Below are 21127 nucleotides of genomic sequence, written 5' to 3' on the forward strand. Positions count from 1 at the left end.
CTCGACGGAGCGTGGCAGGTCGGGCCATAGGTCATGAAGGGACCATCCGGTTAGCCGCGCCAACGCGTCGCGATGCCGCGGGTAGGGTTTGCGGCCAGCTATCCAACGATCCACGGTCTTAGGATCGACGGCGAGACGCGCGGCGACATCGACTGGGTTTATCCCGGCGGCGCGTAGTGCACGGGCTAGTGGGTGGTTCACGCAACGACTCCCATCGCTGGCGAGAAGCGCCATCGTAAACCAAGAAGTCCCAAGACGTCCTGACGCCGTGGTTCACGATCTGTAACCGCGCGCAAAGACTTGGACTGTCGATCACTACCCGGATGAGGGGACAGGCTGCGATGACGGGAGATAAGGGCGCTGGGCAGGCTGCGGCGCAGAGGGCGGCGGACCGGCTTGCGGTTGCGCTTGAGGAGGTCGGGTTCGATGTTGGCCAAGAGTTCCCGGTTCTGTACGAGGCCGTAGGTCGGCAGGGGTCGGCAGTCGTGCGGATTGGTGACGTTCAACCAGCCATTGCGGACCGGCTCGCTGATGCTTTGACAAGCGGTCGGATCGGCCACCTGGCCGTACTTCCCTTCAACTTGCGACTTGAAGGCGACCGGGCCAACGAGGATCGCAGGTCGCAGGCGGAACAGGTGAGCGCCTGGATCGAGGCCGTCAAGGCTGGCGGGGAGGCTCGTGAGCTGGCGTTTCATGTCCAGAACGCGAGTGGGATGCCGATCTACGATGTTGAGCTGCCGTTGCCTAGGCGCGCTGGTGGCGAGGAGCCACGCTCGGAGTTAGTTGGCCTTGTCCCACCAGGCCGAATAGTTGAGCGGCCGGCTCCTGCGGAATGGCTGAAGACCTATGTCGAGCCGGAGCCCGTGAAATTTGAGTTCGTCGACAGCGCCGGGCGTCGTTGGAGCCGTGACGAGCGGGGAGCGCTCTCCCGCGCGGAATGATCTCGGCGGCGGGCCAAGGTGGCCCCCGCGCGCTACGCCAGCCCGTTGATCAGACGTGTGCCCAGCTCTTCTCCGAGGCATCGTAGACAGCGAGGTTTGATCTTTTCGCCGGCTTGTTGGTTAGTCTGCCCATGTGGATCAGATCGACCGCGCCCGTGACCTCGCACGCACGCTGCTGGTGGAGTCGATTCCACGGCGGTGGGCGCACAGTCAGGGCGTCGGGCGCAAAGCCGAATCGGTCGCGCATCTGGTAGGCGACGACGTGGAGGCGCTAGTTTCCGCGGCCTGGCTGCATGATGTGGGCTACGCGTCCGACCTCGTCGTGACCGGCATGCATCAACTCGACGGTGCCAGGTATCTGCGGGATGTCGTTGGTGCGGATGAGCTGGTCTGTCGACTGGTGGCGCACCATTCGTGTGCGTTAGTCGAGGGCAGGAATCGCGGCCTGTCTGAGCAGCTCGTTAGCGAGTTTCCGGCCGTCGAAGGTTTCCTGTCAGACGCGATTACCTATGCCGACATGACGACCAGTCCGGATGGGGAGCCGATCGAGGTGGAGCGACGTCTCTCCGAGATCATCGCTCGTTACGGGGAAGGGCACCTCGTCGCTGAGTCGATTCGGGAGGCGAGCCCGCTGATCATCGCGTCGGTTCGCACGGTTTCGGGTGCGCTGGCGAGGGGGCGAGGTTAGTCCGTGCGGGAGAGAGTTCCCTGTTCGTCGCGGTTCCAGCGGCGGCCGGCGCTGTCTAGGAACTCGATCTGTACCGGTTCCGGCTCGACGTATGTTCTGAGCCAGTCCGCGGGTGCTGACCGTTGGATCGTTTGGCCTGGTGGGACGAGGCCGACGAACTCTGAGGCGGTCTCCTCGTCTCCTCGCGCTGGTAGAGGAAGCTCTACGTCGTAGATCGGCATGGCGCTCGCGTTGTGGATGTGGAACGCCAGGTCATTTCTGCCGTCGGCCTTGCGGATGAGTTCGACCCATGCGCTGATCCGTTCGGCTTGGGCGCGTCGTTCGTCCTCGGCTCGGCCGGCCTCGCGGTGGTGCTCTCGGCGGAGCAGGAGGAAGCCGACCAGGAATGCGCCGACCGTGCCGACAGCGGCGAAGACGTCGGCGAAGGCGCTGACCGCATCGCTATCCAAGGTGTATGTCCTGCGGAGTCGTCAGGAAGTGGTCGAGGCGGATGCGCATCGAGCGATCCATTGGAAGCGAGCCGATCTCCCGTACGGGAACCCAGCGGACCTCGGTTGTTTCCGCGCTGGCGGTGGGCGTTCCGCCGATCGGGTGTGCGGCGAAGACGACGGAGAATTCCTGCCGTGTCTCGCCGTTGCTGGTATAGAGGATGACGTGGCGAGGGTCGGTGAAGATGCCGATCAGGGCGGTTATCTCGACGTCGATTCCGGTCTCTTCGGCGGTCTCGCGTACGGCGGTTTCGGGTAGGGACTCGCCGATGTCCATGGCGCCGCCGGGTAGTGCCCAGTTGCCGTTGTGGGAGCGGCGGATCAGCAGGATTTCGCCGTCCTCGTTGGTGACGACGACGTTTGCCGAGGGGACGATGGATGTGGCTCGGGGCGCGTCGGGGTCGTCGTAGATGTCGATGCGCCGTGCCATGCCGTCCTCACTTCAACGGGGTCGCTTCGTCCCACACGCGCTCGAAGCTGTCCAGATACGTCGACACCATCCCACCACCAGCGACCCGGCGCAGGTGGAGCACGGGTGCTTGGGCCGCGGTGAAGCTGTAGATGTGCGTGTTGATCAAGACCTGGTCGTCTGCCCGGTAGATTGAGTTGTAGAGCACCGTGCGGTGAAGGCGGAACTCGATGCCGGCGACCTCGCGGAGCGGCCGGTACATCACCAGGGCATTTTTGATCTTTCCGGCCTGGACGTCGTCTACGCCCTCGTCGGTGCCGCGTTGAGCTACGACATCGCTGTCGGGGTCACCGAGGAGGATGCGGACGCGTACTCCCTTGTCGGCCTTCTGCCGGAACATTCGCTGGATGCCGGCATCCTCGGAGAGGAACAAGCCGCTGTAGACGAGTACGCCGATCTCCTGCTCAGCGCTGTCGAAGACGTGGCGCCACAGGTCGGAGGGAACGGTCCAGCGGTGCGGGTAGATGTTGACGATCTCGCTCTCACTTGCACTCGCCACCTGGTCGGGGCTGAGCGCGTCGGGCCACAGGTAGACCTCGTCGACGCCGAGGTGAGCGGCTACGGCGTAGCGGTGACGTCTGTATGGGGTACGGCCGCTGAGCCAGCGCTCGACGCTCTTGGGGTCGACGCTGAGCGCCTCCGCCAGGCTGGACGGAGTGAGTCCGCGTTCCAACATCGCGGTGCGTAGTCGCTCGTTTGTCATCGGCTTCCCATCGGGACGTCCCGGCAGCGCGTCCACAGTAGGTGAGATGTCTCGGACACGTCCAGCCATGACCTGATCACGTCCCGTCCATTGATCGCACTCTCGACGGCATCGATGCGGACCACGCATCACCCTTCCGAGAGGAGATCTTCGTAATGGACACCCAGCACTTCACCAACGAGGTTCCCAACTGCCCGTGCGGCGCGCGACTCGGTGCGGGACATCCGACGCTGTGCCGTAAGTGCGTCAACCGGATGCGGTGGAACCGCCGGCATCAACCCCGCGGAAGCCACGGCGGAGCGGACCGGGCGATCCGCACGCGTCGAGCGCGGCGTAATCGCAATTGCGACGGTGGTGACGCATGACGATCGCCGTCTCCGCCGTCATCCTGCTTGGCGTCTTCGTCTTCCTGCTGTGGCGGTACGCCCGATTGCCGTTGTGGCAAGCGGCCATCTGCGCTGCCTTCGGTTACTTCCTCGCCTCATCATCGGTTGGCCCGCAGGTCGGCAACGGGCTTCGTGCTCTCGCACGGTTCATCGCCGGACTGGAGCTCTGACGTGGATGCCGAGCGCCGCGACTGGTGGGTCATCGTCGGGATGGCCGTCGCGGCAATCTCCGCAGCGGTCGCTAGCTTCGCCGGCCTCCGCGGACTGGCGCAGGTCGCCGGCTGGCCCGACCGGCTTGCCTGGCTCCTGCCGGTCACCATCGACGCGTACGCGATGACGTCAGCTCGGGTCTGGCTCGCCGGAGACGCCGATAGCGGCCGGGGATTCGCCCGTGCGAATGCGATCGGCGCCATCGCGACCAGCATCGTCGGCAACGCCGGATACCACCTCGTCGCGGCCGGACTCGTGCCGATTTCCTGGCCGATCGTCGTGCTGGTCGGGGCCGTACCGGCCGCCGTCCTCGGGCTGACCGCCCACCTTCACGCACTCCGAACAGTCGCGACAGCCGATCAGCGGCCGGCGTCGGCCGCTCGGAACGGTCCTCAGACCGGTACCCGAGTCCGGACTCGACGCGTGAAGCGCCGCACTGAAAACGAATTGCTCGACGCCGCCCGAGAGGCCGACGCGCGACACCGCGAAGCGCATGACGGACGCCCGATCAGCCGCGACGGGCTGCGAGCCGCGCTCCGCATCGCCGGACCCAAGGCAACCGAGCTGCGGCGACGACTCGCCGCCGAAAGCACCGAGACCAGCGATAGCACCGACCGAAAGGAGGCTTCATCCCAGCCATGACCAACGAATCGCGCGTTCCGCGCCCGACCATCGACCAGGAGGCCATTTCCACGCACTTTCACGCTGCCCGGCACCGAGCCACGCCGACCGCTCTCTGGACTGCCCTTGCCGACATCCCGGTACTGCTTGCCGAAGTCGACCGCCTGGCCGATCTGCTCAGTCGTACGCGATGGGACTTTGCCGACCTGCTCGCCGCCGCAGGTGCCACGCTCGCCGCGGACCGCGACGGCGAACCCGACCCGTTGGCCTACCTGCGTGACGCGGTTGCCGAGCACCGGGCTTGGGTGCCGCCCGACGACAGCGAACTCCGATGAGAGCTTACGGGCGCCGGCATCGCCGGTGGAGTCGCCGCAACCCGCAGCCACTGCTACTCGTCCCGGATGAACCGTTGCTCATCGTGGGGCTCCTTGCCATCGGGCGAGCGCTGTTTCGGTACCAGTCAGAACTAGCTCCGATCGTCGTCGGGCTCGGGCTCGATCTGGCCGGACTCGTGCTCCATCACCACCACCGCGGCGCCTGGCCGCTGGTCGCGATACTCACGGTCCTCGGCGCGGTATTGGCCGCATGGCGCGGACTGCCCTGGGGCATCACGCGCACCGAGGAACGCGCCTACGCGGCAACAACAACCCTCGTCGCCGGAGGCTGGCTCGCTGCCGCGACGGCGTTCGGCCCTGGACGGAGCCCGTTGCCCGCGATCCTGGTCGTCGCCGTGATCGCCCTCGGCATTCCCTGGTGGGCACACCGTCGCCGCCGTGCCCGCGTCCGGGTGGACCGCGTCATCCACGCGTGGCCCGACCTCGCCGAAGCGGTCGGCCTCGGTGGATCACGCGTCATGTCCGCCGTCGTCGACACCTGGGGCTGGCGTGCCCGCATGAAGCTGCGACCGGGGCAGAGCGTCACGGACGTCGTGGCACGGGTGCAGGCCATCGAGTCCGCGTTGGGCACGCGACCGGGTGCCGTTCGCGTCGAGCAAGACCCCGCGCACGCCGGCCGCTGCACGATGCGTGTGCTCGCCGTCGACCCACACGCCGGCGCGATCCCTTGGCCCGGACCAACGGCGCGCACACTGGCTGATCCCATCGAACTCGGCGTATTCGAAGACGCCACAAAGGTTCGCGTGCCGTTACTCCGTCGGCACGCGCTAATCGGCGGCACCACCGACTCAGGCAAGAGCGGCGTCTTGAACGTCGTCCTCGGCAACCTCGCCGCCTGCTGCGACGTCGTCCTGTGGGGCATCGACCTCAAAGGCGGCATGGAACTCCGTCCCTGGGCACCCTGCCTCGCTCGGCTCGCGACCACTCCCGACGAGGCAACCCGACTACTCGCCGACGCCGTCGCCGTGCTCGACGCACGCGCGGACGCAGCCGGCCGCGACAACACCCGGGTCAGGGAGCCGACACCAACCAGGCCGGCACTGGTCATCGTCATCGACGAGTACGCCGAATTGGCAGACACCGCACCGGCCGCCGTCCCGTACGCCGAATCGGTCGCTCGCCGCGGACGCGCCCTCGCCGTCGACCTGCTCGCCGCGACGCAACGGCCCACGCAGAAGGCCATGGGAGGCGGTGCGTTGCGCTCGCAGATGAGCGTTCGCGTGTGCCTGCGCGTCCGAGAGCGGCGCGACGTCGACCTCATCTTGGACAAGGGCATGCTTGCCGCCGGCTGGCACGCTCACACGCTCGACGCTCCGGGCAAGTTCTACGTTCTGGCGGACGGGCACAACCAACCGCGGCGCGCCCGCGGCTACCTCGTCACCGATGAGCACGTGCAGGAAACGGCCGCCCGGTATGCCGACCAACGGCCGGAACTCGATGCGCTGTCCCAAGCTGCGATCGACCATCGGCCACGCGCCCTCGAATCGCCTGCAACGGAAGCCAACGACGACCCGGAACGGGTACTGATGACCGCGCTCACCGAAGCACCGGCCGAGGGGCTCTCGATCCCGGAGCTGATCGAGGTGACCGGCATGCGACGTACCTGGATCTACGACCGGCTCCAAGGGCTCGCCGCGACCGGCGGCGCCCGGCAAGTCTCGCGCGGGCGCTGGCGCGCATGACCCGATCGTCCGCGCGGACGTCCGTCCGCTCGCGCGCCTCTGCGCATATCAACGCGCGGACGGACATCGGACGGACGACCGTGCGGACACCATCCACTGAGTAGAGGGGAGGCCCAACGGTGACCACGAACGACCCGACCACAGAGGGGAGAAATCGCAGCATACGAACCTGCAAGACGCTGGAAATTGAAGATGGGCAGCTCAAGACGTCCCTAGAAGTCCCGATCTCTGAAGCTGCCGCAGACGTGCTGTGGCGCATCATCGATCGCGCGCGGAAGACTCGACAGTCATGAGGTTCGCTTTCTACGGACGTGTGTCGACCGAGGACCAGCAGGACCCCCGCGCGTCGAAAGCCTGGCAGCTTTCGCGCGCTCGCAGCCTGATCGAGCCGGCTGGCGGGGAGATCGTCGCGGAGTTCTTCGACATCGGGCTGTCACGTTCCCTGCCGTGGAAGCGACGGCCGGAAGCGCTGCGCCTGCTCGACACCGTCAAGAGCCCCGGCCGCGACTTCGATGCCGTGGTTATCGGCGAGCCACAGCGTGCCTTCTACGGCAGCCAATTCGGCATGACCTTCCCCGTCTTCGTCCACTACGGCGTCGGCCTGTGGGTGCCCGAGGTGGGCGGCGCCATCGACCCTGGCTCGGACGCGCATGACCTCGTGATGGCGCTCTATGGCGGCATGAGCAAGGGCGAGCGGAACCGGATCAAGATTCGCGTCCGGTCGGCCATGAAGGCGCAGACCGAGTTGGAAGGCCGCTACCTCGGCGGCCGGCCGCCGTACGGCTACCGCCTCGCCGACGCTGGCCCGCATCCCAACCCCGGCAAGGCTGCCGACGGCAAGCGTCTCCATCGGCTCGAACCCGACCCGGTTACCGAACCCGTGGTGAAGCGGATCTTCGCTGAGTACGTCGCCGGCCGTGGCATGACCTCGATTGCGCGCGGTCTCACCCAGGACGGGATCGCGTGTCCGTCGGCGTATGACCGGGCGCGCAACCCCCACCGGCGCACCGAGGTATGGGAGACGACCGCGGTCCGGGCGATTTTGCAGAACCCGCGCTACACCGGCCGCCAAGTCTGGAACCGGGCACGCACGGACGAGGTTCTGATCGACGTTGATGACGTCGCGCTCGGCCATGAGAACCGGCACCGCTGGAACGACCCGAGCCAATGGGTCTGGTCGCGCACCGAGTCCCACACGCCGCTGATCAGCACCGACCTCTACGAGCGCGCCCAACAGACCATCAAGGCGCGCGGCACACACAGCGAGTCCGGGCGAGCGCCGAGGCACACCGGACGCCCATACCTGTTCCGCGGCCTGATCACCTGCGGCGTCTGTCAGCGCCGGATGGTCGGCAACCCCAACCACGGACGCCTCTACTACCGCTGCACGGCAAGCCGGGACTACGTCCGCCAGCATCAGATCAGCCACCCTCCGGCGCTCTACCTGCGCGAAGGGGCGATCACCGGACCGGTAGACGAGTTCCTTCGCACGGAACTCACCGGCCGCCCGCTCGCGGAGAACATCCGGCGCGTCGCCGACGCGCAGTATCGGGCGGCGCTCGCCGCATACGACACCACCGAGATCGACGACTTGCGCCAGACGATCGCAGAGGCCGACACCAAGATCAGCCGCTACCGGGCGACGCTGGACGCCGGAGGCGACCCCGCCCTCGTCGCCGGCTGGATCAGCGAGACGAGCGCGATCAAGAAAGCGGCCCAAGCCCGGCTCGGGCTGACCGAGGCGCCACCCCAACGGATGACCGCCGAGCAGATCGACGCCATCGCCGACGCCTTCAACGACCTGTTCGGGCTGCTCAGAGACGCTGATCCGGGTGACAAAGCCGAACTTTACAGCCGGCTCGGGCTACGGTTGACCTACCAACCCGGCCCGGAAACAGTGATCGCCGAGGTCGTAACCCCGGCGACTGGTCGTGTCTTTGATTGGTGTCCGAGGGGGGACTTGAACCCCCACGATCCGCATCGGTGCGCACCTGAAGTGCGCATGCATGATTCTATGCCGTTTCGATCGAACACATACGAGGGACCGGCGTTGTGTGCTGTAACACAGCAGTGACGCCCCGCGCGACCGATGCCGATGCAACACCGCCAAGCGGACGTCGACGGCGATGTCCGAGTCTCGCCCCTTACGCACCTCGCCGACCGCGGTAGCGAGTACCTGGTCCGGGCCGTTGATCACTCCCGGCACCGAGCAGTTACCAGTAGACGGCCTCCCGCCACACCGGCGATGCCGCCCGGTGCGCCTGTCCCAGATCCGTATCGTGTGGCGAGCGGATTGATCAACGAGTTACGTCGCCTTGCCCCCGTCTCGCACCGGTGAAATCGGCTCGGAATGGAGGTCATGGCACGACCGCGATGTGCCTCAGACCCGGAGGACCGTCTCTCGGAACGTCAGCCTCCGAGCGAAACGATCGGTCACGGCACTGATTCCTGGAGAGTGATCTCCCGGGCGTACTGCTTGGCCTCGTCCCCGATCGCCCCGGTCCGCCACGCCGCGACGTAGAGGTCCCACCAGCCGGTCAGCGCGGCGGTCATCGTGTCGTTGAGCTGCTGTCGGCCTTGGTCGTATCGCTCGACCGAGGCAAGATCGGCCAGGAGGGAGGGGTCGCTCTCGGCGATGGTAGTGGTCATATCGGACCACAGCGTCTGCGGTGCGACTTGCGTCTGCGTTGCCGACGCCAGTACGTCCAGGTAGTAGAATCGGCCGGCATCTCCAAACCGGTCAAGAGCCTCGAGCGCCACCGGGAGCACTGAGCCGGCGTTGACCTGCCGCTTGAGCTCAACCAGCAAACCCGGAACGATACCCGGATACGTATCGAGCAGCGGCCGAGCGATCCGGTCAGCCTTGAGTATTCGATGCCCGACGTCCTGGCGCATGTAGTCTTTGGACGGCCAGCCGGTTCCCTGGTCCCGTCGGACCAGCCCGATGGTCAGCTTGAGCATCTTTTCCGCGCCGAGCGCCAGCAGTGACATGACCGCCACCGCGTCAGTGTAGTCGTGGCGCATAGTGCGCATGGCCTCGAGCCCACGGGAGAACAGCGCTGCGGCGTCATTACTCTCGCGGATTAGTGCGAGCGGCCACTGAATGTCGGCCTGTGTCGTCATAAGTAGAGGGTAGAAGGGGCGTCCACAGGTTTTCAGGTGTCGAGTTCCGGCCCGGCATGGCGTCCTCAACGCTCATGAAACGGCGCGGATATCCGGCATCACAAGGCTGATCCGGAGAGGTCGGCAGCCCAGGTGAAGGCAAGCTGGATCTGTACCGCGAACGGCGCCGACCTCGTCGCGGCGTTGTCACCCGGACCGGTTCGGTATCGCGACCCAGTACCTCATCCAGGTGAAGCAGACTGAGGCGTCGCTGCGTGGAGTGTTGTCCGGCCGCTCGGTTGCTATGTGCGGCAACGCGGACCGCAGCACTACCACCGCGGTCCGGCAGTCCGGCAGTCCGGCAGTCCGGCGGTGACGGCGGTGTAGCCGGTGACAGTTAATGGGGTGCCGCTGGGTGTCAGCCACCGGACTGATCCTCAGGGAGGTATTCAGCCCGGTGAGCCTCGGGGAGGACCGGTTCGGTAGGACGATGCGGTACACGGGATCGGTCCGCGTGCCATGGTGCGTAAGGGCGTGGCGTGGTGCAAAGATTCACTCACCGTGATATCTGATTGGTGTGCGCTTTCGTCGGCTCCGCGTGACGCTTGGCGTCCTCGCGGTTGCCGCCGGGACCGCCTGGGCCGTAGGTGGACTGGAAACGGTGCGTACCGCGACGGTGCTGCTGCTTCGTTCTCTGCCGTTCGTCATCCTCGGGGCTGGCGTTTTATTGCTTCTACGGGCTGCCGTGCCGCGCGGGCGCTTGGGCGGTCCTCTATTTCTGATCCTGTGCGGCGGGGTGGCCCTCGCCGTCGAATTCGGGTTTGAGCTTGAACTGACTCCGCGAGTGCTTGTGTCCGCAGCGCTCATCCTGGTAGGACTGCTGCTGTCGCTGGGAGGTCGCACCTCGTCCCAGGTCGAACACAGTCCGATCTGGACGCGAGACTCGCTGATCTGGCCTGTTCGTGAGGTTTTGCGAGGTCCGTCGCCGGCCAAACTAGTTCTCCGTTGTGTAGTGGGTGACATCTCGGTAGATCTAACCGATGCCAGCTTTCCTCTTGGGGAGAACGAAATTACCGTTGACGTCACCATGGTCGGTGGACATCTTCACCTTGTGGTCCCGCACAGCTGGCACATCCGAGCAGGGCGGGTGGAACTTGCCAGGGGAATGAATTTCGGGGGCTGGATGACGGAAGCTGCGCCACTGGCCCCCCAGGAAGACGTGGCTGATCTCCTAGTCATCAATGTTCAAGGTTTCAGAGGAACGTTTGAGGTCACTCAGCCTGCACCGCCGACCCGTCCGAGTCGTTCGACGCGCCGTCGGGCAGCACGGGCTGCGCCGCCGGACCCGGAGGTAGGCCAAGGTCATGGACGTAGCGGTGACTAAGCATGAACTCACGGGCTTCGCCGGATTCAGACGCATAGAAGATGGACAGCGACCGGTTGAAATCCCATTCCTCGTGCGGAGTCGAGGGAAGTTTGTAGTGCAACTTGGCGATCATGTCGAAGCGGTGCAGATCGACGGCACTGGCGAGGAGCAGGCCGTGATCCCGAGCGGTGCGCAGCGTGCCGAGATGTGCGAGCACTGCCAGAAGTAGGGCAGCCGGTGCTGCGAAGCTCCATTCGTCTGCGCGCCAGACCAGGGGAACGGACGCGACGGCGGCGAAGAAGAACACCGTCGTGAGCGCAGCGCCGCTCTCCACGACATCCAGATTCCGGATAATTTCCGCGTTGATCTTGTCTGAAAGATGGGGATAGAGGCGCGGAGCAATGACCGGGAAGTCCAGGCCGTATCGATCGCCGGCGTCGTCTTCACCCTTCCGTAGGGCGTTACCCAACATCGTCGGCATTAACCGGATGTCGCCGTCAGGTCGGTCCTCGGGATACTGGCCGACTCGCTGCTCGGCTCTCGACGTGCGTATCACGTGGGCTCGAAGCCGCCGTCGATCCGAGACGATGCTCTGCAACCGGGGGTCGTCACGCACGTTATCGAGGTACTGGTCCGCTTGAACCTCGGCGGTATGCCGCCGTCTTAGATGTCGCTCGATGGCAAATGGCTCTGCCCACTTTAGAACTGGGGTGTTCTCCCAATAACCCTCGAGAATCCATACTAGCGTTATTTGCAGAGGCCGAAGCAGCACGGATATGACGAAGACCCCGAACACCGCGAGTATCGCCCAGCCGGCATTCTTGCCGACGGTCTGTGCGAGACTATCAAGATCCACCTTCTCTCCCGAATAGACTCCAGATGTCCCCAGGAAGGCCACATAGGTTACCAACAACGTGGTCGGCAGCAGGCTGACTAGAGAGAACCTCTCTCCACCGAGGGCTTTGGCGCCCGCTTGAACAAGTCCGCCAAGCATGCGGCTCAGCGCCCCGGCCACTTGTACAAGATCATAAAATGACCATCATTCCTGCAGTGCGGTGTCTTACGTTGGCGGCGCACGTAGCCGCGCTCAAAGCCGCACGATCGGCATCGGTAAACCCAGGGCTTGGGTCTGGGTTGGCGTTGGAAATGCGACATGCGCCAGGATGGCGGCGGCTTGACGAGCCTGCTGACACGGAGCAGTACCGCCAGCGCGATGCGGGACGGCAACACGGTCACGGCGACTCCCAGGGCGATCCCCGTATTGTCCGCCCCCTCACGAGATCAATAAAAGACCTAACCTGAAGATCCCTTGCCTTCTGGCCATGAACGTGATCTGGGACATGCATCGGGCCTGGTCGGGTCACGAACCTGACCCGGCGCCACTCGTTCGCGTTGGATGTTTAAGGACCTACTGATGCTGAGGGCTGGTGTTCGAGGCTTGAGTTGAACCCCGACGGTCCACCCTCAGGCGTCGCTCATTGCAAGCCGGCAGGTCCCTTGTCACTGCCCACATCAACCGCACTGCGGTACCTGGCGAAGGTGTTGGTGACTAGCTGTAGATCGCTGGCACGGCTTGGCCGGCGTGCGCGAGCAAGTGCTGGTAAGGCTGATGCTGCGTGATCCGCTCGCGGAGCGTGTGGGGCGGCACATCAGACTTGAGAAGGATTACCGCCCAGAAGAGCCACTTCAAGGCCTGGCTGATCACGTACATCTCGTCGATTTTGGACTCGTCGATGAAGCCACGCTTGCGATGCGCATATGAATTTCTTGCCTCAGCCGCACGCTTGATCCACTCGTCCTGGTTACCGCAGAGTCCCGGCATCGCGTCGGCCACCTCGTCGATCAACTGTTTCAGGCGAGACTTGTAGTTCGGTTCCTCCAGAAAGCCCAGTACAGTGCCAATGACGATTTCTTTGTAACGCGGGTTGGTTTCGTCCTTGAGCGCGTCCGCGACGAGCGCTCGGATACGCTTGGCCTCTTGCTTGGGAATCCGCTCTTGCGTGGGGTACAGGTCTCGGTGCAGGCCCTCAGCTACCGTCGTAAGCTCGAGAACCTGAGTATCCAGGGTCGCTCGTCGCTGATTCGACAACGCGTCCTGTGTGATCGGTACCGCGGGGCCGACCGTTCGGTATACGTCGACGAAGTTGCCGACAGCCTGTAGCCCGGTGACGCGAAGCGGGAGAAGGACGTCGTGCCGCGCTGCGGTGTCGTCGTTTCCAGACTCCATGCCCTGAAAGGTGACACTCAACCACTTTCCGTCATACAGCACTTGGAGCCCGGTTAGCGGAATGCTCGCACCGCGAGCGAAGCTCAGGTAGCCCACCAGCGCGGTTACGTACTCGGCGCTGATGGAGCGGAACGTCGCTGCCTCGATATCGGTCAGCTGGATCCATGCGCGTCGCGTGACGCCGAGGTCACCGTTGGCTTGCTGCCGGGTGGCCGCTTCTTCAACCAGAGTCAGCCGGACTCCTTTACCGGTTGGCACGTCGGCCGCCTCCAGCGGAGGAACCTTCAGCTCGAAGGAGCCATCACCCGGCGAGCTGGTATCGACTCGAGGCATACCAGCCCAGGTGTTGAAGCCTGCGGTCCGCAACCGCACGCCGGTGAATCGGGCTGCGTCTCCCGCAACGAGCGCGCCTCGCATGAGCAGGCGTGGTCGCAGCGTCTGTGTACGGATAGTCGCGATTTGGTGGCTGGTCCTCGTTCGGCCCGCCGGGAAGCAGTCGATGAGCGTCACGGCCCTTGGGACATCGCTCAGAAACCCGTGTATCAACAGATTGAATTGTTCCGGCGCTGGCACCGATGTTGTCACGTTGGTGCCAGGATCGTACGATTCAACCAAATCGGGGGTGATTGCGCCGATCAGCTCGAGGGCCGCGCTGCCGTCCTGACCGGCGACGAGCCGGCCGGGCACCTTCGTCTCTGGGGTATCCGGTAGCCAGAACAAACCTGTCTCAGCATTCACGATGTTGGACGGTATGAGACGTGGACGGGCAAGTCCACGACCGTCATTCTTGCGGTGTTTTCGTGCAGGTTGTTCTGTCGGCTGTCGCGGCCGCAGGCAGGAGAGGACGGGCGCCGTCATCCGGGGCTTTGCCGACGATGTTGCATCCGGTACTTGGGTACAGGCTTACCGTCGAATGAGCGGCGCCTCGGGCGCCCTGTTTCGCGGAGGGTAAGCGTGTCGTTCCACATTCCGGATGCCTGCACGCTTACCGACTGCAGAGCAGCCGTTGCAGCTGGCGGAGTTCGATGAACTGTTCGCCACCGCAGTACGGGATGTGGTCGTGGTGGACGCGACGCACGCGTAGTTACGGCTGGCCGGCCCGGTTGGGCTGATCGCAGAGGGGCAAGGTCTGACTGTCAGGGCGACCGAGTGCTGCTCCTTTTCGCCTTCACCGTCACTCCCGGAACCGGCCGTGACGCTGAGGATGGCTGTTTCCGGTCATCACGACCGGGCCGCGCAGCGGCGGTGTATAGATGATCGGCTTGAGCCGGGAAAACTGCTGCCGTTACCGGCCACCGCGGCCGGAGGTCTGTCCGGTTGCGTAAAGCCTGCGCGGCATCTTAGCCAGTCGCGCTCCGATGCAGACGATTCGTGTTCGAGGCCCGACTTGGACTCCAGTCAACTGCTCCAGCACCACCTCCAGCACACGAGCTACCGACCTACGGCTTGCCCGACCGGCGGGAAAGCGATGAGGTACAGCACTGACCGCGTTCGACCAGGCCGCCGACCGCGAAACCGCCATCATCGCCGTGCGGGCCTACCTTCGCCGATCCCACTGTGGCTGGGCAACGTCCGGCCCGCCGACGTGGAGACGCCGGATGCGTACGCGGAGGAACGCGCTCGTCTGGACGAGTAGCTGGCGCCCTGGCGCGACGAGTACCCGCAGGTGCCCGTGGGCATCGTGCTAGAGCGCATCTGACGGATCATGGTCGGCTCCGGTCGGGTTTGGCGCGGAGCCAGATTATGATCGAGGCGATGGTTATCGTTGCCTCGTAACGGTCTTTCAGCTTGCAGTAGCGGGTCGCGACCGCCCGGAACTGCTTGAACCCGTTGAAGGCACGTTCGACCTGGTTGCGGTCCTTATAGCGCTGCTCGTTGAAGTTCGGCGGACGGCCGCCGCGAGAACCCTTCTTGGCCCGGCTGTTACGCACATCATCGCGTTCCGGGATGGTGTGCGGGATCCGCCGGGCTCGCAGCGAACGCCGGTTCTTCTTCGACCCGTAGGCCTTGTCAGCCATCAGATGATCGAGCCGTTTCCGCGGCCGGCCCCGCCCGCCCGGGGCGGGGCACCGCGACGTTGTCGAGCAACGGCACCAGTTCTCTGGTGTCCGACGCCTGCCCAGGTGTGAGGCGTTTGACCAGGCTGAGGCCGCGTCCCTCGGCCAGCAGATGCAGTTTGGTGGTCAGTCCTCCGCGCGAGCGACCCATCCCTTGGGCTGCCCTCGAATCGGCCGGGCTCAGCCCCTTTTACGAGCTCCCGCGGCGTGCTGGTGCGCGCGCACGATGGTCGAGTCGGCCTGGGCGCGCCAGTCGAGGTCACCGGCCGCGTCCGCGTCGGCCTGCAGCTGTTTCTCGATCCGCGCCCAGGTGCCGTCCCGTTCCCACCGGGCGAACCGGTCGTAGCAGGTTTTCGCAGGCCCGTAGCGTTCCGGGATCTGATCCCATTTCGCGCCGTTGTCGACACGCCACAGGATCCCGTTGATGACTTGCCGATGCTCACGCCACCGCCCGCCACGCCGCGGCGCTAGAGACGGCAGCAACGGCTCCAGCCGTTCCCACTCCTGATCAGTCAGATCACCAGCCACAACACACCAACGATCGACCCACATCAGCCGTGATGATCCGTCAGATGCGCTCTGGTCATGTGATGCATTCAGGGCCTGAGGTCGCGGGTTCGACGGCGGTACATTCGGTCCATTTCCGCGCCGACCTGATTCTCCGTCGGCACCGAGCCCACGAGCACATCCCATGTGTGGAATACGATCCCGATGCCCCATCCCAGCAGCGGGAACATGGGCCAGTAGAACCCTCCTGGCGTGGTCAGCCACCAGATCAGGTTCAGAGCGAGGTTCACCAGGACGAAGGCGAGCAGGTGAACCTGCAGTTCGCGCTTCTTGCGCAGGTGCGTGATCGCCGCCTCGCGCAGATCGTTCGTCGTGCGCTTGTCCGTCGTCTCCGGGACGGTCATGACGGCCTCCTCTATCTCGCAGCGGCCAGTCGGGTTCATGCGGCCGCGAGCCTGATTCCGATCTTTTCTTTCACCTCATCGTTGGCCGCGCCGCCGAGGACAGACAGTGCCGAGAGGCCTGGCCGGGGTGGCCGTTCGGGGCCGTATGCCCCTACCACCATCCCCGGTTCCGGGGCCAGCGTGGAGGTATGAGAGCAGCAGTCTGGAAAGGGGTCGGTGGTATGGCCTTGGTGATCGTGTCCGCCGCTGTGGCGTTATCGCCGCCGGTACGGCGGTGGTATCTGACCTATGGAGCGAGCGACGAGGAGGTCGGGCGAACGCTGCCTGGGGACGAACTGCTGCCGCAGCCAGCCCTGACGTCCACCCGAGCCGTCACGATCGATGCGAAGTCGTCGGCGGTCTGGCCCTGGTTGCTACAGATGGGGAGCGGGCGCGGCGGCGCGTACACGTACGACTGGATCGAGAACCTCTTCGGCCTGGACATGCATAGTGCCGATGAGATCTTGCCGCAGTTTCAGCATCTCTGCGTCGGTGACGTCCTGCCCATGGGCCGCAACGGCCCCGCCATGCAAGTGGAGATCTGCGAACCCGAGCGTATCCTCGCGTTCCGCTCGACAGATGGCAACTGGGTGTGGAGCTTTAATCTGACCCCGATGGGGCTGGGCAGTCGGTTGATCAGCCGCAATCGCATCGCGACCCCCGATGCGACCTGGAGTGGGCGCGTCTTCAATCGGGCCGTGATGGAGCCCGGAAGCCTCATCATGGAACGCCGGATGCTGCTCGGGATCAAAGAACGCGCCGAAGCGCTACCGGTCTGACCGCCCGATACGACGGCGGGCTTCCGGCTCTGCCGTGCGTCGGCGGTGCGGCGGTACCGGGTCGTCGAGGCCCACCAGGCGAGGGAGCGCCACGTCCGCGTTCCCGCGCCCCGGCACATCGCAAGAATGATCAGAGTTCAGATCGAGCCCGTGCCGGTGTCGTATCCGTACATCGTGGCTGTCTCCTTCCACGCGTTCCGTCGTCGTCGTGGACCGCTGCGGATGGCCTGGAAGTGGCCAAACGACCTGTTGTGGGTCCATCGGCCCTGCCCTCCACCGAGGTTGCTCAGGGACGGTGAAGTTATCCCCTGATCGGAGACGCTCAGATGCTTATCGAACGGGTCGGGCCGATGGACCTGACCGTGCTGGCCGCCGACGCCACCTCGGTGCCGATGAACCTCGGCGCTCTCATCGTCTTCGATGGACCGGCGCCTCCGCCGCGGGAACTGCTCGGGCTGTTGGGCGACCGGATTCCGCGAATTCCGCGGTTGCGCCAGATCCTGCGCCGGACGCCGGCGGGTTGCGGCAGGCCGGTGTGGGTCGACGACCCGTCCTTCACAGTAGGCAGGCATATTGAGTTGCTCGACCGCCCGGATGAGGATCTACTCGCAGTCGCCGCGTCCCTTCTTTGCCGACCGCTCGACCCGCAACGGCCGCTGTGGCGGGCGGCCCTGGTGGCCGGCCAGGACGGTCACGCGCTCGTCGTCGTTCTGCATCACGTCGTCGCCGACGGTCTCGGTGGGCTCGCGGTCCTCGCCGCGCTGGCCGATGAAAGCGCGGATGCTGCTGCGCTCCGGGATTTCCCGCTGCCGCCTCCGACAGCGCGCGAGTTGGCGTCCGATGCGGCTCGTGCACGGCTCCGCGCACTGCGATCTCTTCCCGGCGACCTGCGACGTGGAGTGGCGGGCCTGCGCGAACTCGGCGTCGGGCGGGTCCGTCCGCGGATGGCCGAGCGCCTCTCGCTTGTGGCCCCGACGTCGCGCCGCCGGGCGCTGACGCGGGTAACGGTGGCACTCGAGGACGTGGTGACCATCGCGCACCGGTACGGCGGCACGGTCAACGACGTCGTGCTGTGCGCCGTTACCGGCGCGATGCTCGCTGTCCTGCGGGCTCGGGGTGAGCATCCAGGCCATCTGATCGTTTCGGTGCCGGTTTCCGGCCGCACCTCGGCCAGCCCCGGTCGGCTGGGCAACAACACCGGCGTACGCCCGATCTCCGTACCGGCCATCGCCGACGACGCGGCCCGGCTCGCTGCGATCGTGGCCGCCACGCGCGAACAGCGCCTGTCGACGGCACGCGCGGTGTCGGCCGGACCGTTGAGCGCGCTATTCCGGATACTCCACCGCACTGGTCTGTTCCGGATGTTTATCGAGCATCAGCGACTGGTGCACACCTTCGAGACCAATGTGCGCGGCCTCCGCTCGGCACTGCATCTTGCCGGCAGCCGGATCGGTGAGCTGGTGCCGATGGTGGCGACCCCTGGCAACGCGGGCGTCACCTTCGCGGCCTTGTCCTATGCGGGTGCCCTGACGGTCTGTGTGATCACCGATCCCGGCATCGTGCCGGAGCGGCAGCCTCTCGCCGCAGCCGTGCGAAGGACTTTCGACGTGCTGGCGCGCACCGCAGTGTCCTCGGTGATGTAGGGCCAGAGTCGAGCCGTGCTGGTGTCAGCGCAGTGTGTAAAGTGTCTTCTCCGTCTTGTGGCACCGGCGGCATTTGTGGACCTGCGGCGCGTTGAACTCCATGTTGGCATACAGCCATGGACCCCAGTCGTGTTCGGACCGAGACTCCGTCACGCCGCATCGTTCGCAGCGGCGAACCTGTTCGCACTGATCGGCTTCGAGATAGGCGAAGGCGCCCCAGGTATGGCGGACCCTTTCGTTCCTCTGCCCGCATGCGGTGCAGACACGCACGTTCTCGCATCGAACGCCGGGGAGAGACCACGCCCCTGAATGCAGGCCCATGCCGCACAGTAATTTCCTGAGGACGTTCATCTCGGCTCCTAAGCGAGGAAACGGCCGTAGCCCTCAAGTCAAAGCTACGATGCCGGTGGTCGAGTGGTCAGGGCCGAAAGACCCGAAACGGTGGGGCCTCGGAACGGGTGCCGCACGCGGTTGTCGCGCCGATGGTGACGCGGCAGGTCCCCTCAGCCGCGACCATCCGGTAGCACGCCGGTTCGTCGCTGGGTAAGGCCGCGAGTGCGCCGGAGCCATCCAGGGTCTCCTTCGACGGTGGTGCGGCACTCGTCCTGTCACGCCTCCCGGAGAGAGCGCGCCTGCTTGTGGTGGGGCACCGGGACGAGCTCGTCACCCGACCCAGCTGGGGTTCCACGACGGCCTACTTGGCCCACGACAGAACCAGCCCGTTGCTGATCCACCGCGGCGCGGTGCCGTCACGGGGCCCGGTTGTCGTCGCCACCTCAGTCCGGCTGGCCGGGAACGCCACACGGGCTTACGCATTCGCCGAAGCTGCCCTGCTAAACAGCTGCCTCGCCGCCGTACACACGTGGGCCAGGCCGGGAAAGGACGGGACGCCGCCGGTGATCAAGCCCGGTGGATACGCCTCCGAAAGCGCGATAGCCGAGGACGGCTCGCCGAAGCGCTGGCGATGGACCGCCCAGTTCTCCGAGGTGCACGAGGAGACTCATGCCGTGCACGACCTCGAGATGGCGTACACAGTTGAACGAGCGTCGCGGCAGGGCCCCTGGTCGTGGCTGGCATCGGCAAGAGCGGCCGCTTCGCCTAACTCCAGAGCACGCTTTACCAGGCGAAATGCCCCGTAGCGCTGGTGCTTACAGGATGGCGAGTTCCACCTAAGCGGTCCAACGAGCCGATTCTCGGCGGGTTCGACGATCATTGACGCGTTCTGGCCCCTCCCCCGACACACGGGGGAGTGGGCGGCGACCATGGTCAGCTCCGGTCGCGCACGACCACCGTCGGGCAGGCAGCGTGATGAACCAGGTACCTGCCAACGGAGGGAAAGCGACTACGGCACCGTCAGTCCCGCAGCGACGCTAGCCGGCCGGATTTGCCGCCTGGATAGTGGAGAAGTTCCGAGCGTGGGGTGACTGCGGCGGCGCGGCGTGAAATCGGTGTTCAGCAAGGATGACCTGCTTACTGATATCACGCCGTGCCCGCGAGTGGCGCATAGACGCGATGTGCGGATGGCGGTCGCCACGGTGGTAACCGCACGCGTAGTCCAAGACTTCAGACTTCGAGAAGATCTTGCGTTGCATATGCATAACTGTCGTGGTCCTGCTCGTCCTACGCTTGTGGGTGACGCCAAGCCGGCGGACGGCGTTTCGGGGGCCGAAAGCCGACGAGCCCGATCGGCATGGTTCATTCGACCGGGCTCGTCGGCTCTGCATCACGCGACGCCGAAAAACCCGGGGGTGAGCAGGTTTCGGTCGTCGAATGCGAATCCCACTGTTGAGGTCACGTCGACCACGCCGGGCAGTTGCCGGATCAGGCGGGCCGCCAGGTCGGCGGACGACCAACGGTCCACGTTGCCGGACAAGGTGACGACTCCGTCGTCGACGGCTACGGCGATTGTGTTGGCCTCGTCGACCAAGTAGGGCTTGAGGACGCCGTCCTCGATGTCGGCCAGGATCTCCTCGTCGGAGCGCAGGTGCACCTTCAGCAGGTCGCCTCGGGTGACGATGCCGACCAGCCGGCCAAGAGCGTCGGTCACCGGCAGGCGCTTGACGTTCTCCCGGTCCATCCTGCGAGCGGCGGCACCGATCGACGTGCCGCTGAGTGCCTCGATGGCCGGGGCGGTCATGAGATCGGCGGCCGTGCGGGAAGTGGCCTTCGCGCGCTCCCCGCGGTGACGGCGGCTCTCGAACATCCGGGGCTCTTCGTCGCCCGCATACTCGATCTTGCGGAGCAGGTCTGCTTCGGAGACCATGCCGACGACCCGGCCGAACTTGTCGATGACGGGCACGGCGCTGACGTGACGCTCCATCAGCAGATCCACGATGTTGCGGTATGACGTTGTCTCGTCCACGGAGACGACCTCCGTGGTCATCACATCGTTGACGGTCCAGTTCTTCATGGCGACCCTC

General features: G+C 65.5%; 18 protein-coding genes and 1 pseudogene. 9 read left to right on the plus strand and 10 right to left on the minus strand.

The features are described 5' to 3' along the window. Positions 1-197 precede the first annotated feature (197 nt). Positions 198-695 carry a hypothetical protein gene (locus HH310_RS42460; protein WP_169181452.1) on the minus strand — a complete coding sequence of 166 codons (498 nt, stop codon included), beginning with the start codon at positions 693-695 and terminating at the stop codon, positions 198-200. 379 nt (positions 696-1074) lie between these two features. Between HH310_RS42460 and HH310_RS42465 the strand changes: the two genes are divergently transcribed. Next, positions 1075-1629, plus strand: a complete 555-nt coding sequence (locus HH310_RS42465) for an HD domain-containing protein (RefSeq protein ID WP_169181453.1) — start codon at positions 1075-1077, stop codon at positions 1627-1629. Here the strand turns inward: HH310_RS42465 and HH310_RS42470 are convergent. The 3 genes from HH310_RS42470 to HH310_RS42480 are packed head-to-tail and all read right to left on the minus strand — an operon-like array spanning position 1626 to position 3289. Next, a complete protein-coding gene (locus HH310_RS42470; protein ID WP_169181454.1) occupies positions 1626-2078 on the minus strand; it encodes a hypothetical protein in 453 nt (150 codons plus the stop codon). The two genes, HH310_RS42465 and HH310_RS42470, sit on opposite strands and share 4 nt — an antisense overlap. Then, positions 2071-2547: an NUDIX hydrolase gene (locus HH310_RS42475; protein ID WP_169181455.1), complete on the minus strand. Its 477-nt coding sequence runs from the start codon at positions 2545-2547 to the stop codon at positions 2071-2073. The genes HH310_RS42470 and HH310_RS42475 overlap by 8 nt, the downstream gene beginning before the upstream one ends. Positions 2548-2554: 7 nt before the next feature. Then, positions 2555-3289: a helix-turn-helix transcriptional regulator gene (locus HH310_RS42480; RefSeq protein WP_169181456.1), complete on the minus strand. Its 735-nt coding sequence runs from the start codon at positions 3287-3289 to the stop codon at positions 2555-2557. Positions 3290-3650: 361 nt separating this feature from the next. Here HH310_RS42480 and HH310_RS42485 point away from each other — a divergent pair, with 361 nt between their 5' ends. From HH310_RS42485 to HH310_RS42510, 6 genes are all read left to right on the plus strand, one after another. Next, positions 3651-3845 (plus strand): hypothetical protein, encoded by a 195-nt coding sequence (locus HH310_RS42485; RefSeq protein ID WP_169181457.1) that lies wholly within the window; start codon positions 3651-3653, stop codon positions 3843-3845. Between the two features lies 1 nt (position 3846). Continuing rightward, positions 3847-4527 carry a DUF2637 domain-containing protein gene (locus tag HH310_RS42490; protein ID WP_211193326.1) on the plus strand — a complete coding sequence of 227 codons (681 nt, stop codon included), beginning with the start codon at positions 3847-3849 and terminating at the stop codon, positions 4525-4527. Then, on the plus strand, positions 4524-4841 hold the full coding sequence (locus tag HH310_RS42495) for a hypothetical protein (protein ID WP_169181458.1): 318 nt from the start codon (positions 4524-4526) through the stop codon (positions 4839-4841). The genes HH310_RS42490 and HH310_RS42495 overlap by 4 nt, the downstream gene beginning before the upstream one ends. A gap of 83 nt (positions 4842-4924) precedes the next feature. Next, positions 4925-6583: an FtsK/SpoIIIE domain-containing protein gene (locus HH310_RS42500; protein ID WP_312034683.1), complete on the plus strand. Its 1659-nt coding sequence runs from the start codon at positions 4925-4927 to the stop codon at positions 6581-6583. A 119-nt stretch (positions 6584-6702) separates the two neighbouring features. Continuing rightward, entirely contained in the window at positions 6703-6876 is a 174-nt protein-coding gene (locus tag HH310_RS42505; RefSeq protein WP_169181459.1) for a hypothetical protein, read from the plus strand. Next, positions 6873-8657, plus strand: a complete 1785-nt coding sequence (locus HH310_RS42510) for a recombinase family protein (protein WP_169181460.1) — start codon at positions 6873-6875, stop codon at positions 8655-8657. Before HH310_RS42505 ends, HH310_RS42510 begins: the two co-directional genes overlap by 4 nt. 359 nt (positions 8658-9016) lie before the next feature. On the opposite strand, the gene HH310_RS42515 is transcribed toward HH310_RS42510, so the two are convergent. The 5 genes and pseudogenes from HH310_RS42515 to HH310_RS42535 all read right to left on the minus strand — a co-directional run bounded on the left by HH310_RS42515 (position 9017) and on the right by HH310_RS42535 (position 16246). Continuing rightward, complete coding sequence (locus HH310_RS42515; protein WP_169181461.1) at positions 9017-9706, minus strand: hypothetical protein; 690 nt, start codon at positions 9704-9706, stop codon at positions 9017-9019. 1250 nt (positions 9707-10956) lie between these two features. Continuing rightward, positions 10957-12066 carry a hypothetical protein gene (locus HH310_RS42520; RefSeq protein ID WP_169181462.1) on the minus strand — a complete coding sequence of 370 codons (1110 nt, stop codon included), beginning with the start codon at positions 12064-12066 and terminating at the stop codon, positions 10957-10959. A gap of 534 nt (positions 12067-12600) precedes the next feature. Further along, the gene (locus HH310_RS42525) at positions 12601-14016 is read right to left on the minus strand and encodes a HEPN domain-containing protein (RefSeq protein WP_169181463.1); all 1416 of its coding nucleotides are present in this window, start codon (positions 14014-14016) and stop codon (positions 12601-12603) included. 965 nt (positions 14017-14981) lie between these two features. Then, a pseudogene (locus HH310_RS42530) lies at positions 14982-15887 on the minus strand (IS5 family transposase). A 44-nt stretch (positions 15888-15931) separates the two neighbouring features. Further along, complete coding sequence (locus HH310_RS42535; RefSeq protein ID WP_169181464.1) at positions 15932-16246, minus strand: 2TM domain-containing protein; 315 nt, start codon at positions 16244-16246, stop codon at positions 15932-15934. Positions 16247-16467: 221 nt separating this feature from the next. Between HH310_RS42535 and HH310_RS42540 the strand changes: the two genes are divergently transcribed. Together HH310_RS42540 and HH310_RS42545 are read left to right on the plus strand one after the other, a co-directional pair. Continuing rightward, the gene (locus HH310_RS42540; RefSeq protein WP_248294975.1) at positions 16468-17064 is read left to right on the plus strand and encodes an SRPBCC family protein; all 597 of its coding nucleotides are present in this window, start codon (positions 16468-16470) and stop codon (positions 17062-17064) included. A gap of 350 nt (positions 17065-17414) precedes the next feature. Then, complete coding sequence (locus HH310_RS42545) at positions 17415-18707, plus strand: wax ester/triacylglycerol synthase domain-containing protein (RefSeq protein WP_282438687.1); 1293 nt, start codon at positions 17415-17417, stop codon at positions 18705-18707. Between the two features lie 1723 nt (positions 18708-20430). On the opposite strand, the gene HH310_RS42555 is transcribed toward HH310_RS42545, so the two are convergent. Then, positions 20431-21127: CBS domain-containing protein (locus HH310_RS42555; RefSeq protein ID WP_248294976.1), on the minus strand; the 697-nt coding region annotated here is incomplete at its 5' end.

This window comes from Actinoplanes sp. TBRC 11911 (assembly GCF_012933445.1).
GTDB lineage: Bacteria > Actinomycetota > Actinomycetes > Mycobacteriales > Micromonosporaceae > Actinoplanes.

Coding starts and splice junctions, on each gene's coding strand:
- HH310_RS42535 (WP_169181464.1), bottom strand. CDS start 16,246: ATGACCGTCCCGGAGACGACGGACAAGCGCACGACGAACGATCTGCGC.
- HH310_RS42540 (WP_248294975.1), top strand. CDS start 16,468: ATGGCCTTGGTGATCGTGTCCGCCGCTGTGGCGTTATCGCCGCCGGTA.
- HH310_RS42460 (WP_169181452.1), bottom strand. CDS start 695: ATGAAACGCCAGCTCACGAGCCTCCCCGCCAGCCTTGACGGCCTCGAT.
- HH310_RS42485 (WP_169181457.1), top strand. CDS start 3,651: ATGACGATCGCCGTCTCCGCCGTCATCCTGCTTGGCGTCTTCGTCTTC.
- HH310_RS42515 (WP_169181461.1), bottom strand. CDS start 9,706: ATGACGACACAGGCCGACATTCAGTGGCCGCTCGCACTAATCCGCGAG.
- HH310_RS42510 (WP_169181460.1), top strand. CDS start 6,873: ATGAGGTTCGCTTTCTACGGACGTGTGTCGACCGAGGACCAGCAGGAC.
- HH310_RS42480 (WP_169181456.1), bottom strand. CDS start 3,289: ATGACAAACGAGCGACTACGCACCGCGATGTTGGAACGCGGACTCACT.
- HH310_RS42495 (WP_169181458.1), top strand. CDS start 4,524: ATGACCAACGAATCGCGCGTTCCGCGCCCGACCATCGACCAGGAGGCC.
- HH310_RS42545 (WP_282438687.1), top strand. CDS start 17,415: ATGGACCTGACCGTGCTGGCCGCCGACGCCACCTCGGTGCCGATGAAC.
- HH310_RS42475 (WP_169181455.1), bottom strand. CDS start 2,547: ATGGCACGGCGCATCGACATCTACGACGACCCCGACGCGCCCCGAGCC.